A 12,281-nucleotide genomic window follows, 5' to 3' on the forward strand; every position below is an offset into this window, starting at 1 on the left:
GGGGCCACCGCGAGAACCAACGAGGACCGCAGGAACAGGAAACGGCCTGGTGGCAGCGGCAACTCGTGTGAGGGAACAAGTGCCAGCCCCAGATGAATGGGGCCAGGTCTTCGGCGACGAGGTCCTCGCCACCGCCATCCTCGACCGACTCCTGCACCACTGCGACGTCATCTCGGTCAACGGCAACAGCTACCGCCTCAAGAACCGCCTCCAGGCCATCGACCGGGAAACCGAGGTGGCCTAGGAGCTCGGCACTGTCATCGCAGCCGCCCTCCTCATCTGGTGCCTTACCCGACTGGCACGGGAGGTCTATTCCAAGAGTTGGAACGGAGTCCGGCGCCAAGGAGCGCCAGGCGCATCCCGCTCAGCCGCCCAGCCGACTGGCAGATCCGCGAGCTCTCGCATGCTCGAGTTGTGCTCGATCGCCGCCCAGATGCACATGGCCGCACACGCGCCAGCGAGATTCGGGTCGTTCACACCATCGCCGACAAGCTAGGAGTTGTCCTCGGTGTGACCAACGAACAACGCCGGAAGGTCGCCGTTCGCCACTGTCCACTGAACGACGGCTCCGAGGTTCGAAGGGAACTCGGCCATCTCAAACGGCCACGGGAGCGACCTGAAGATCTCGTGCACGGGAGCACGCTATAGCAGTTCCAGACATGAACGCCCCGACAGTGGTGCACATAACTCCGTATTGTTGGAGCACTCACATCAGTACGCGGACAGCTCCGCCGGCGGCAATGGTGCAGGGCCACATTTCGCCCATCACGCACCCGTCACTTCAGCCCGGTCCGCCCTCGAGGAGGTGCGCGCCGTCAGGCTCGCGGGGCGGGCTTCGGGGCCGGGGCGGGCTTCGGGGCCGGGGCGGGCTTCGGGGCCGGGCCGGGAACGAACAGCACCGCGATCAGGGCCGCCGCCGCCAACAGCCCGGCCGTGACGACGAACGCGCGGTCGTAGCCGGCCGCGAGCGCCTCCAGCGGCTCGCGCCCCTCGCCTGCCGCGCTGCGGGTCGCGGCCACCGCGAGCGAGGAGAGCACGGCCAGGCCGATGCTGCCGCCGCACTGGCGCCCGGCGTTGAGCAGCCCGCTGACCAGTCCGGCCTCGTGCGGGGCCACTCCCGAGGTGCCCATCGCCGTGTTGGCGACCATGCAGATCCCGACGCCGGTGCTGGTGACCACGCACGGGCCCACGAACGCGCTCAGGTAGCCGGAGTCGACGCCGAGTCCGCTGAACCAGAGCATTCCGAGGCCCGCCAGCAGCAGTCCGGCGGTGAGCGTGGCCCGCGCCCCGAAGCGGGCGCCGAGGCGGCCGGCCACCATGCTGCCGGCCATCACGCCCGCGCAGAACGGCAGGAAGGCCGCACCGGCCGCGAGCGGGCCGTAGTGCAGGACGTTCTGGAGGTGCAGCGAGCAGAAGTAGAAACCCACCAGCATCGCCGCCCCGAGCAGGGTGACGATCACGCTCGCGGCCCACGCCGTCCGGGCCCTCAGCACTCCGAGCCGGACGATCGGCGCGGAGGCGAAGCGGGCCTCCCAGCAGAGGAACGCGATGCCGACGAGCGCGGCGGCCCCGAGGGTGGCCAGGGTCCGTGCCGAGGTCCACGGGTGCCGGTCGGTCTCCATCAGCCCGTAGACCAGCGCGCACATCGCCCCGGTCCCGAGCACCGCACCGACCAGGTCGAGCCTGCCCGTGCGCGCGGGCCGGGCGGTGGCGACGGAACGGACGGCGAGGACACCGGCCGCCAGCACCAGCGGGACGTTGACGAAGAACACCCACCGCCAGTCGAGCAGGTCCGTGAGCACGCCGCCGAGCAGAACCCCCAGCGCGCTGCCCGCCGCCGTCACCATCGACCAGATGCCCAGGGCCCTGGCCCGGGCCGTCCCCTCGGCGAAGGTGACCATGATGAGGGTGAGGCTGATGGGTGCGAGGAGCGCGGCGGCCACGCCCTGCCCGGCCCTGGCGGCGATCAGCTGCGCGGGGCTCTGCGCGAATCCGCCGAGGACGGAGGCGAGTCCGAACACGGCCAGACCGGCCAGCAGCGCGCGGCGGTGTCCCACCAGGTCGGCCACCCGCCCGCCCAGGAGCAGCAGTCCGCCGAAGGCGAGCGCGTAGGCGTTGACGACCCAGGGCAGGGCGCTGTCGGCGAATCCCAGGGCGTGGCCCATCGCGGGCAGGGCGATGTTCACGATGCTCGCGTCGAGCGTCACGACCAGCTGGCACAGGCTCGCCGTGGCGAGCACCAGGCCGGCGCGGGGACCGGAACGGCCGGAGCGCGGACTGGAGTGGCCGGCGCGGGGACCGGGACGGCCGGGGCCGTCCGGGGCGGCTCCCGAGCGCTTCTCGGACGCGGACCGCCCCCCGGGCGCGGTCGTCGACGATGCGGGAACGGTTGATCCGGGCACGGCCACCTCCAGATGCGAACAGTGTTCGCGTAAGGTAAGCCTTACTTGATTGACCTTGCAAGCCCCGCAGGTGAAGGCCCATCCGGCGGCGTGGCAGGATGACGAGGTGGCAGAACGAGGAACGACGATCGACCGCGGCCGCTACGGCCCCCGGCGCCCGCGTCCGGGACTGACCACGGACGCCGTCGTCGCCGCCGCGCGCCGACTCATCGAGCGGGACGGCATCGACGCGCTCACCATGCGGGCCGTGGCCACCGAACTCGACACCGCTGCCGCCTCGCTGTACCGGCACGTCGCCGACCGCGACAGCCTGCTGCTCGCCGTCCTCGACGAGATCGCCGACGGGATGCCCGTGGACGTCCCGGGCGACTCCCCCACCGCCAGGCTGCTCCACCGGCTCCTCGACGCCCACGACTTCCTCGCCGGGCACGTCTGGGTCCTGCACGTCCTCATCCGCGGTGAACTCGCGTCCGAGCGGGCCCTGCCCTTCACCGACGCCTGCCTGGCCGACCTGATGGCCGCCGGTCTCCGGCCCCCGCAGGCGGCAGCCGCCCACCGCTCCTGCTGGCAGCTCCTGGTCGGGGAGCTCCTCTCCGAACACCCCGTCAGCCGCCCGCGCGAGCCCAGTCAGCGGACCGCCGCACTCGCCGCCGCCGACCCGCGGACCCTCCCCGCCCTGGTGCTCGCCCGCACGGCCGCCCCCTACCTGGGCCCGGGCGCCCACTGCGCCGAACTGCGCCCGGCCCTGGCGGCACTGATCGACGGCCTGGTGTGCCGGGCCGAGTCCGGGCAGTAGCCGAGCGGGCAGGCCCCCGGACGGGGACCGGGTAGGAGAGTTCGCCGAGCGGGTTCATCTCCTGTACGTCTGTACGTCGACCAGCCGGTGACGGACGGATCCATGAGGGGCATCGCATTCGGAGGTTCCGGTGACGACGGCGGCGGGCGTGGCAGGACTCGGTGTCCGTGGCGGTCAGTGTCTCGGTCAGTGTCGCCGCCGGGCCAGCCATTCGGCGAGCACGGCGGCCTGGCTGTGGTCCGCATCCTTGGTGGCGGTCAGCAGCGTGAGCTTGTCGTGAGCGGCGAGGTCGCGCAGGTGCCCGGCCGCCTCCTGGTGTCGTGCATCCCGCAGTTCGGCCAGGTAGCGGCGGCGGAACTCGGGGAACCGGCTCGGCTCGTGGCCGTACCAGCGGCGCAGCTCGGTCGACGGGGCGACGTCGCGCAGCCACTCGTCCAGGTCGGCGTCCTCCTTCTTCATCCCGCGCGGCCAGACCCGGTCGACGAGCACGCGCTGCCCGTCCTGAGGCGAGGCTTCCTCGTAGATCCGCCGGTAGGCGATCCGTGTGGCCATGGGCGGCTTCCTTCCAGGTCGATCGGCTGCTTCGAGCGCTTTCGGCCCTGGCGGTGTGGGTCGGTCGGGGCAGCGCTAGGGCCGCCGGACGCCGGTCCGGTGACCGGCTGGGACGGCCCGCGACACCGCGGGCGTCCCACGAGGGCGTCTGCCCGCATCAGGAGGATCCTCACCTGGCCGTGGCTCCGCCGCACATCCGATCCATGACCAGCCGATTCACGACCAGCCAAGCCACGACCACCAGCCGACGCCCCAGCTGCGGGGGCGCGAGGTGCTCTTCTTCCCGCCGGTGGCCTTCCGCCGCTCCGCCGCACGAAGACCGGTCCCGGCCTCCGCGAAGCGCCGACGCGGCCGCTCGCCGAGCGGCTGCCCGGTCCGCCCCGACTTCACGCTCCGCACACGGCCAGGTCGTCGGGGATCGGCTCGAGGCGTCGATGCCGACCCGGGCGCGGCCGGTGCTGCCGGTGCTGCCGGTGCGGCCGGTGCTGCCGGTCGGATGGCAGGGCCCCGGAGTGTTCCGCGCTTGACCGGCCGGTCATCGGCTCGACCGGCCCTGACTCGGCACGCCGGCCGTGGCCGCGGTGGGGTCGGTCTCGGGTGGGCGTTGGCGGGCGAGAGCGGTGGCGGTCAGGGCGGTGACCGCCATCGCGGCGATGCCGACCAGCGCTGCGGTGGTGTAGGCGTGGTCGCTCGGGAAGAGATGACCGGTGTCGGTACCGGCGGCCAGGACCAGGCCGCCCACCGCGCTGCCCAGGGAGTACCCGACGCTGCGGACGACGTAGTTGAAGCTCATCGCGCTCGACGTCTCGCTCTTGGGCGTGACGGCCAGGATGACACCGGGCATGGCGGCTGAGAAGCTGCCGACGCCGAAGCCCAGCACGCCCATCGCGATGAGCAGTTCGGCCAGGTTCGACCGGGCTGCGGCGAAGAGGACGAACCCGCCACCGACGATGACGGCGCTGCCGGCCAGCAGCACGGGTGCGTCGACCAGCGTCCGAACCCGGGGCGTGAGCTTGCCGGCGACGAACCCCAGCACCGAGAACGGGACGAGGACCAACCCGGCGACGAAGGTGGTCAGCCCGAAGCCGTAGCCGGCGCTGTGCGGCGTCTGCGCGTACCGCGTGATGAGCGTGAGCAGGAGGTACATGCCGCTCCCGCCGACGAACATGGCGATGTTCGCTCCGGCGACCGCCGGGTGCCGTACCGCCCGGACATCGACCAGGGGCGTCTTGCCACGCAACTCGGAGACGGTCCAGACGCACAGCAGGAGCACGGCGACGACGGCGAGGATCACCGCCACGGCGAGGTGACGGCTCCACAGGCTCCGCTGGCCGGCCAGGAACAGGACGAGGAACAGTCCACCCGCGAGGACGAGCGCGCCCGTCACGGTCACGTGAGCGGCCCGGCCTTCGGGAGCCGCGGGTATGGAACGCCACGCGGTCAGGAAGGCGACAGCGGTGACGAACAGGCCGAAGCCGTACGCGGCCCGTACGCCGCCGATCTCGGCGAGCAGTGCGGTGAGCGGGTAGCCGACGCCGGCGCCGATGATCGAGACCACCGAGATCAGGGCGATCGTCGCCGTGCTGCGCTCCTCGGGAAGGTGATCCCGGGCCACTCCCATCATCAGCGCTGTCAGACCGAGCCCGACGCCTTGGGCCGCCCTGCCGATGAGCAGCCCCGCGAACGGCAGCGGCAGCACGGTCAGCGCACTGCCGACGACGACGATCGCCAGCGTGGCGAGGATCGTGGCCCGTCGGTGCGGGCCGGCTCCGAGCCGGCCGAGGACGGGCGTGGCGACGGCACCGCTCAGCAGTGCGACGGTCAGCGTCCACTGCGCGCTGTCGAGCGAGACGTGGAACGTGGTCGCCACACTGGTGATCAGCGGCGCCCCGAGACTGGCGACCGCCGCCACGACCAGGGCGACGAAGATCAGGGCGGGGACCAGCAGCCGCGCCTCTGAGCGCTCCGGGGTGTGCCCCGTCACCGCTTCGGCCCTTCACGGTCCTGGCTTTCGAGCTCTGCCAGGTGCGCCAGCGCCGGAAGCGCCGCCACCAGGGCCTCGACCTCGTCGTCGGCGAGTTCGTCGATCAGCCGCGCGAACGCGTCGGCGCCCGCCTGGCGCCGCGCCTGAACGTACGACTCGCCGGCCTCGGTCAGACACACCAGCGTGACCCGCTTGTCGGACTCGTCGCCCCTGCGCTCGACCAGTCCGGACTCCTCCATCACCCGGACCAGCACGGTCATCGCGGGCTGGGTGACACCCTCGATCACGGCCAGATCGGTGATGCGTCGCGGGCCGGTCCTGTGCAGGGTGGCCAGGGTGGCGGCGGACGTGATGCTCATGTCGCGCGGAAGGCGTCGCACAGCCCTGGTGGCCAGCCCGTAGAGGACCGACCCGATCGCAGTGGAAGCGCCACGATTGGCGTCTTGACGGCTCATGCGCGAAGCATACGATATTTATATGAATGCTTTATGCATCTCCGCCCCGAACACCTCAACGCCGTGCCCCAGCCCCGCATCCGGCGCACCGGACGGCGGTCGCCGTCGGCGCCATGGCGGACACGTGCACCGCGCCCCGGCCGAAGACCGCGCCGAGGACGACATCACCACCGCAGGGCGGTGTGCCGGACGACCCCGTCACCGGGACCGAGCGATCCGAGCGTCAATTCGAAGTCGGACATGTCCCGCCGAACACAGGAGGTTTCCATGGCCAAGGGCTACTGGGTCAGTGTCTACCGCACCATTTCCGACCCCGACAGGCTGACTGCCTACGACAAGCTGGCCCGTCCGGCCGTCCGAGCCGGGGGCGGGCGGCTCCTGTCCCGTGGCGGCCGAGTCGTCGCCCACGGCGCCGGAAACACGCAACGCGTCATTCTGATCGAGTTCGACAGCTTCGAACAGGCCGTCGCGGCATACGAGAGCGAGGCTTACCAGAAGGCGCTGGTGGTCCTCTCCGACGCCGTCGAGCGCGACTTCCGCATCGTCGAAGGCATCGACTGACCGACGAGCACGGCACTCCGGTGATCTGAAACCTGGAGCACTGAAGCCGACCGGCCCCCGCCACGTCACCGCACGTCACCACGCGTCACCGCACGCCACCGGGAGGATGGTCATCGGTGCCGACCACCGGCCGGCCGTTTCGCCTCGCGCACGGCGGCAACCCGTAGGACCATCCTCTGCCGGGCCGGCCGGGATCGGCGCCCCGGACGGGTTGGCCGGCGTCGCGGTGCGCCCGCCCACCGAAGCGGTCGGGCCGTCGTTCCGGGAAGGGTTCGTCCGGCTGGTCGAACACCATCGCTTGCCCGCGCGGTGATCCATCGTCAACTCCGCACTCACATTTGCGCTTTCACTTCCCGGCGAGCCGCACAGCGGGGCTGACCGACACGGGGGATCGTCACCCGCATTCCTCACGGTCCGCGGCTCCGGCCGCAGACGTCGCGGCCCTCCGATTGCCTCGACTCCCGACGACTTCCGGCCGCACGGAGTGGAACGAGCATTTCCGGGCAGACGCGGCACAGGCGAACAAATCGCCCCAGCAACGAGAGGAGTCGCACCATGGGCACCCAGGACAAGCTGCGCAACGCCGCCGAGAAGGCCCACGGCAAGGCCAAGGAGGCCGCCGGACGGGCCACGGGCGACCGCGCGGTCGAGGCCGAGGGCCGGGGCAAGCAGATGAAGAGCGATCTGAAGCAGGCCGCCGAGAAGGTCAAGGACGTCGGAAAGGACTGAACAGAAAGGACTGAACAGGTGAGCGACCAGGACCACCGGCCCGTACCGAAGGACCCCCCGGTGCCGGTCGAGACGCCGGACTCCCGGATGACCGGCGAGGGCGCGCCGCCGCCCCCTCCCGAGGAGGAGACGGGCCCCTCGAACGAACCGACCGGGCCGGCCGATGACCCGGAACCGCACGAGCCGCCCGACTGAGCGGCCCCGGACCGATCATCACAGGTTCCGGCGTCACGCTCGGGCGAACGGGTGGTCCGCCACGGCGATCCCGCGCGCAACGGCGTTGCGCGCGGGACGCCGTCCCCGGCCGAACGGTACACCTGGGGCCGCTCGCCGCAGCAGCGGCGTGATTTCCGACGGTCGGGACGGGGGTGACGAGATGCGGACGGTGGCCGAACTCCTGATCTGGTGGGGGCTGTTGCTCCTGCTGAACGTCGTGTTCATCAGCTCGGTGACGCCGCTCGAGATGGCCGTGGGCGGCGGCATCGCCCTTCTCGCGGCACTCGGCGCGGTGGCCGTCCGGCGGACCTCCGGCGCGGCCCCGGGCGGTCCGGCCCGCCTCGGCGCGGCGCTCCTGGCCTTCCCGGGGACGCTGCTGGCCGACACCGGCCGACTGGCACTCGCCGTGCTCTCCCCCGGCCACCGCCGCTCCGGCTTCCGCGCCGTCCGCCTCGCGCCCGGCACCGGGCCCGCCTGGGCGGCCGCGCTGCTGTCCTCCACCCCCGGCGCCTACGTCGTGGACGTCGACGGCCAGACCCTCCTGGTGCACTCGCTCGGCCGTGAATCCTCCTCCCTGGAAGGCGCGTTGACGGAGGCGGCCGAGTGAACGCCTGGCTGCTGGCGGCGGCCGTCCTGGCCGTCGGCGGGCTCGGGCCGTGCCTGCTGCTCGGGCTGTGGGGCCCGACGCACCGGCGCCTGGCCGGGTTGAACCTCGCCGCCGTGACGACCTGCGTCGTCCTGCTGCTGCTCGCCCAGGGCTTCAGCCGCCCCTCCTACACCGACCTGGCGCTCGACCTCGCCGTGCTGGCGCCCGCCGGAACCCTGGTGTTCACCCGTTTCCTGGCCGGGGAGGAGCGCTGATGGGCCGGCACGCCGCGGCACTGGTGCTGCTCTGGGCGGGCACCACCGCGCTGCTGCTCTCCGCCGCCGCACTCGCCGTGCTGCCCGGCCGGTACCTGCGCCTGCACGCCCTCTCCCCCGCAGCCGTGCTCGGCACCCCGCTGATCGCGCTCGCCCTCGCCGTGGACACCGGGCCGGGCCGGGCGGCGGTCAAGCTGCTGGTGATCGGCCTGCTGGTGACGGCCGGCGGCACCGTCACCACCATGGCCGTGGCCCGGGCCACCCGCCGCTCGGAGGCCGGCCGATGACCGACACCCTGATCGTGATCGCCCTGCTGCTCACCGCCGTCACCTCCACCGCGGCCGCGCTCACCCGCGATCCCGTCCGGCAGGCCGCCGTCCTCGCCCTGCTCGGGCTGAGCCTCGCGCTGCTCTTCACCGTGCTCCAGGCACCCGACGTCGCGCTCTCCCAACTCGGCGTCGGCAGCGCGATCACCCCGCTGCTGATCCTGCTGACCGTCCGCCGGGTGCGCCGCAAGGAGCACACCGACGACCACCCGGACCGCACCGAGTGAACCGGACCGCCCGGCTCGGGCTCTTCCTCCTCGCGGCCGGCGTGCTGGCCGCCGCCCTGATCGCCGCCGCCGGCGAGCTACCCGGCTTCGGCAGTGCCCACCACCCCTACGGCGAGCGCGCGGTGGCGGCCGGGCTGGAGCGGCGAACGGCCAACATCGTCTCCTCCGTCAACTTCGACCAGCGGGCCTTCGACACCCTCGGCGAGGAGTCCATCCTGTTCGGCTCGGTGCTCGGCGCGGGCATCCTGCTGCGGCTGGCCCGGGACGAGCGCAAGCGCCGCGCCGCCGCCGAGCCCGTCCTGCCCACCACCCGGCTGTTCGGCGCCACCCTGCTGCCGGTCGCCGTCCTGACCGGCGGGTACCTCGTCGCGCACGGCGCGCTGAGCCCGGGCGGCGGCTTCCAGGGCGGCGTCGCCCTGGCCACCGCCCTGCACCTGGCCTACGTCGCCGCCGACTACCGGGTGCTCAAGCGGATCCGTCCGCTCGCCGCGCTGGACGTCACCGACGCGCTGGCCGCCGGCGCCTTCGCCGCGCTCGGCCTGATCGGTCTCGCCCAGGGCGCCGGCTACCTCGCCAACACCCTGCCGCTCGGCACCTTCAACCAGCTCTCCTCCAGCGGGCTGGTGGCGGTGATCAACGCCGCCGTCGGGGTGGAGGTCGCCTCGGGCGTGGTGGTGCTGCTCGCCCACTTCCTGGACCAGGCCGTCGAGGTCGCTCCCCGAGGGGAGCGGGCATGAACCTGTTCCCCTACCTGGTGGCCGGCTGGATCCTGCTCGCCGGGCTGTACGGCCTGGTGACCAGCCGCGACCTCGTCCAGGCGGTCGGCTGCCTGGCCGTCGCGCAGTCCTCGACCTACGTGCTGCTGCTCGCCGTCGGCTACCGCCGCGGCGCCACCGCCCCCGTCTTCTCCGACCTGCCGACCGACGCCCCGGTGGTGGACCCGGTGGTCCAGGCACTGACCCTCACCGACATCGTGGTCGGCGCCACCGTCACCGCGCTGCTCCTCTCCCTGGTGATCCAACTGCGCAAGCGCCACGGCACGGTGGACCCGGAAGAACTCACCGGACTGCGGGGCTGACGACCGGTGCTCCCCACCTCCGACCTGCTGCCCCTGGCCGTCGCCGTCCCCCTGCTGGGCGCGGCCGTCACCGCCGTGGCGGGCCGGTGGCTGCCCCGCCCCGGCCGCGACGCGCTCGCCACCGTCCTCGCCGCCGCCGAGGTCCTCTGTCTCGCCCTGCTGTGGGCCCGGACCAGCCCGGACGGCCGGGCGGTCTCCTGGCTGGGCGGCTGGACCCCGAGCGGCGGACACAGCGTCGGCATCGTGCTGGTCGCTGACCGCCTCGGCAGCGGCCTCGCGCTGCTCGCCGCCGTCCTCGTGCTCGCCGTTCTCTGCTACGCCTGGCGGTACTTCGACGAGCCCTCCGGCGAACGCGGCGGCCTGTTCCCCGCGCTGCTGCTGCTCTTCGAGGCCGGGATGTGCGGCTTCGCGCTCACCGGCGACCTCTTCGACGCCTTCGTCTTCTTCGAGCTGATGGGCGCCGTCGCCTACGCGCTGACCGGCTACCGGATCGAGGACCCGCGCCCGCTGCACGGCGCGATGGCCTTCGGCCTGGTCAACTCGGCCGCCGCCTACCTCTCGCTGCTCGGCATCGGCCTGCTCTACGCCCGCACCGGCGAGCTCGGCATGGCGCAGCTCGGCGCCGAACTCGACCGGCTCGCCGCCCCCGGCCGCGGTCCGGACGCCCTGCTGGTCCTCGCCTTCGTCCTGGTCCTGGCCGGCCCGCTGGTCAAGGCCGCAGCGGCGCCCTTCCACTTCTGGCTGCCGGACGCCCACGCCGTCGCCCCGAGCCCGGTGTGCATGCTGCTGTCCGGGGTGATGGTCGAGCTCGGGGTGTACGGCGCGGCCCGGATCCACCGGGTGGTCTTCGCCGGCGCGGGCGGCCTGCCGGACGCCGTCGTCCGGGACACCCTGCTGGCCGTCGGGGTGCTGACCGCGCTGGTCGGCGCCGTGATGTGCTGGCAGCAACGGCACCTGAAGCGCATGCTGGCGTTCTCCACGGTGGGGCACGTCGGGCTGTTCCTGACCGGCGCGGCCCTGCTCACCCCGGCCGGACTGGCCGGCACCGCCGTGTACGTGGCCGGCCACGCCGGGGCCAAGGCCGCGCTGTTCGGCCTCACCGGCGTACTGCTCGACCGGTACGGCTCGGTGGACGAGCACGGGCTGCACGGCCGGGCCCGCGAACTCCGGGCCACCGGGCTGCTGTTCATCCTGGGCGCGCTGGCCCTGGCCGGGCTGCCGCCGTTCGGCACCGGCCTCGGCAAGGCCGTCGCCGAGGAGGCCGCCGGACGTCAACTGGCCTGGCTTCCCGCGGTGTTCGTTCTGGTGTCGGTGCTCACCGGCGGCGCGGTGCTGCGGGCGGCCCTGCGGGTCTTCGGCGGGTTCGGCGCACCGCCGAGCGAGCACCCGGACGTGGCCGCGACCACCGGCGAGGGCGAGGAGCCCGAGATCCGCGAACCGGGCCGACGGCTGCCCCCGCCGATGGTCCTGGCCCCCGGGCTGCTGCTGGCCGGCTGCCTGGCCGTCGGCGTGCTGCCCGGCGTCGGCCGGGCCCTCGCGGCGGGCGCCGCCGCCTTCACCGACCGCGCGGCCTACCTCGCCGACGTACTCGGAGCGCCCGCACCCCCCGCGCCGCCGGCCCCCGAGGCCTGGTGGACGCCGTACGGGATCGGGCTCGGCCTGCTCTCCGCCCTGCTGGCCGCCGCGTTCGCCGTCGCCGCCGTCCGCCGCGACCCCCGGCGCGGCACCGGCGGCCTCCACCGCGCCGTCGTCCTGCCGCTGCGCCGCCTGCACTCCGGCCTGCTGGGCGACTACATCGCCTGGCTCGCCGTGGGCCTGGCGGCCCTGTTGGTGACGATCACCGCGCAGCTCTGAACGCAGGCCGCCGCGGCGAAGGGTCACCCCGCCTGGACGCGGCGGCCGGTGACGCCTGCCGGGCGGACGCGCACCCACAGGGGGCGGGGGCCGCCGGCCCAGGGGGCGGCGGCCCGGAAGGGCGGAGAGGTGTTCCTCCTCCGGGGTGTCGACGTGGTGGGCCTCGCCGAGGACGAGGACGCTCCAGCCCTGACGGCGGTGTTCGTCGATGTGGTCGACCTCGAAGGAGACGGGCGCCCC

16 protein-coding genes and 1 pseudogene are annotated in these 12,281 nt (G+C 73.3%); 12 read left to right on the forward strand and 5 right to left on the reverse strand.

The features are described 5' to 3' along the window. Positions 1–94: 94 nt before the first annotated feature. A pseudogene (locus ACZ5OX_RS38345) lies at positions 95–244 on the forward strand (ATP-binding protein); the annotation flags it as partial. Positions 245–492: 248 nt separating this feature from the next. Here ACZ5OX_RS38345 and ACZ5OX_RS38350 read toward each other — a convergent pair. Further along, positions 493–633 (reverse strand): hypothetical protein, encoded by a 141-nt coding sequence (locus tag ACZ5OX_RS38350; RefSeq protein ID WP_465636725.1) that lies wholly within the window; start codon positions 631–633, stop codon positions 493–495. A gap of 182 nt (positions 634–815) precedes the next feature. Further along, entirely contained in the window at positions 816–2,240 is a 1,425-nt protein-coding gene (locus ACZ5OX_RS38355) for an MFS transporter (RefSeq protein WP_465636727.1), read from the reverse strand. Positions 2,241–2,508: 268 nt separating this feature from the next. On the opposite strand from ACZ5OX_RS38355, the gene ACZ5OX_RS38360 reads away from it, so the two are divergent. Then, entirely contained in the window at positions 2,509–3,198 is a 690-nt protein-coding gene (locus ACZ5OX_RS38360; protein WP_465636728.1) for a TetR family transcriptional regulator, read from the forward strand. Between the two features lie 186 nt (positions 3,199–3,384). On the opposite strand, the gene ACZ5OX_RS38365 is transcribed toward ACZ5OX_RS38360, so the two are convergent. The 3 genes from ACZ5OX_RS38365 to ACZ5OX_RS38375 form a co-directional block, all read right to left on the reverse strand. Beyond that, positions 3,385–3,750: a DUF488 domain-containing protein gene (locus ACZ5OX_RS38365; RefSeq protein WP_465636730.1), complete on the reverse strand. Its 366-nt coding sequence runs from the start codon at positions 3,748–3,750 to the stop codon at positions 3,385–3,387. A 535-nt stretch (positions 3,751–4,285) separates the two neighbouring features. Then, complete coding sequence (locus tag ACZ5OX_RS38370) at positions 4,286–5,734, reverse strand: MFS transporter (RefSeq protein WP_465636732.1); 1,449 nt, start codon at positions 5,732–5,734, stop codon at positions 4,286–4,288. After that, complete coding sequence (locus ACZ5OX_RS38375; protein ID WP_465636734.1) at positions 5,731–6,189, reverse strand: MarR family winged helix-turn-helix transcriptional regulator; 459 nt, start codon at positions 6,187–6,189, stop codon at positions 5,731–5,733. Before ACZ5OX_RS38375 ends, ACZ5OX_RS38370 begins: the two co-directional genes overlap by 4 nt. Before the next feature lie 267 nt (positions 6,190–6,456). On the opposite strand from ACZ5OX_RS38375, the gene ACZ5OX_RS38380 reads away from it, so the two are divergent. The 10 genes from ACZ5OX_RS38380 (at position 6,457) to ACZ5OX_RS38425 (ending at position 12,041) form a co-directional block, all read left to right on the forward strand. Next, a complete protein-coding gene (locus ACZ5OX_RS38380; RefSeq protein WP_465636736.1) occupies positions 6,457–6,750 on the forward strand; it encodes a DUF1330 domain-containing protein in 294 nt (97 codons plus the stop codon). Between the two features lie 555 nt (positions 6,751–7,305). Continuing rightward, positions 7,306–7,479 (forward strand): CsbD family protein, encoded by a 174-nt coding sequence (locus ACZ5OX_RS38385; RefSeq protein ID WP_449790465.1) that lies wholly within the window; start codon positions 7,306–7,308, stop codon positions 7,477–7,479. Positions 7,480–7,497: 18 nt separating this feature from the next. Next, entirely contained in the window at positions 7,498–7,674 is a 177-nt protein-coding gene (locus ACZ5OX_RS38390; RefSeq protein ID WP_465636738.1) for a hypothetical protein, read from the forward strand. A 181-nt stretch (positions 7,675–7,855) separates the two neighbouring features. After that, on the forward strand, positions 7,856–8,302 hold the full coding sequence (locus ACZ5OX_RS38395; RefSeq protein WP_465636740.1) for a hypothetical protein: 447 nt from the start codon (positions 7,856–7,858) through the stop codon (positions 8,300–8,302). Beyond that, positions 8,299–8,556 (forward strand): monovalent cation/H+ antiporter complex subunit F, encoded by a 258-nt coding sequence (locus tag ACZ5OX_RS38400; protein WP_465636742.1) that lies wholly within the window; start codon positions 8,299–8,301, stop codon positions 8,554–8,556. Before ACZ5OX_RS38395 ends, ACZ5OX_RS38400 begins: the two co-directional genes overlap by 4 nt. Further along, positions 8,556–8,843, forward strand: coding sequence for a monovalent cation/H(+) antiporter subunit G (locus ACZ5OX_RS38405; RefSeq protein WP_465636744.1), 288 nt, complete (start codon positions 8,556–8,558; stop codon positions 8,841–8,843). The genes ACZ5OX_RS38400 and ACZ5OX_RS38405 overlap by 1 nt, the downstream gene beginning before the upstream one ends. Beyond that, entirely contained in the window at positions 8,840–9,109 is a 270-nt protein-coding gene (locus ACZ5OX_RS38410) for a Na(+)/H(+) antiporter subunit B (RefSeq protein WP_465636746.1), read from the forward strand. Before ACZ5OX_RS38405 ends, ACZ5OX_RS38410 begins: the two co-directional genes overlap by 4 nt. Next, a complete protein-coding gene (locus ACZ5OX_RS38415; RefSeq protein ID WP_465636748.1) occupies positions 9,106–9,846 on the forward strand; it encodes an MnhB domain-containing protein in 741 nt (246 codons plus the stop codon). The genes ACZ5OX_RS38410 and ACZ5OX_RS38415 overlap by 4 nt, the downstream gene beginning before the upstream one ends. Then, a complete protein-coding gene (locus tag ACZ5OX_RS38420; RefSeq protein WP_449790472.1) occupies positions 9,843–10,187 on the forward strand; it encodes a sodium:proton antiporter in 345 nt (114 codons plus the stop codon). Before ACZ5OX_RS38415 ends, ACZ5OX_RS38420 begins: the two co-directional genes overlap by 4 nt. Positions 10,188–10,193: 6 nt before the next feature. Further along, positions 10,194–12,041, forward strand: a complete 1,848-nt coding sequence (locus ACZ5OX_RS38425) for a complex I subunit 5 family protein (RefSeq protein ID WP_465636750.1) — start codon at positions 10,194–10,196, stop codon at positions 12,039–12,041. Positions 12,042–12,281 lie beyond the last annotated feature (240 nt).

It is taken from the genome of Kitasatospora sp. NPDC032121, assembly GCF_055580145.1.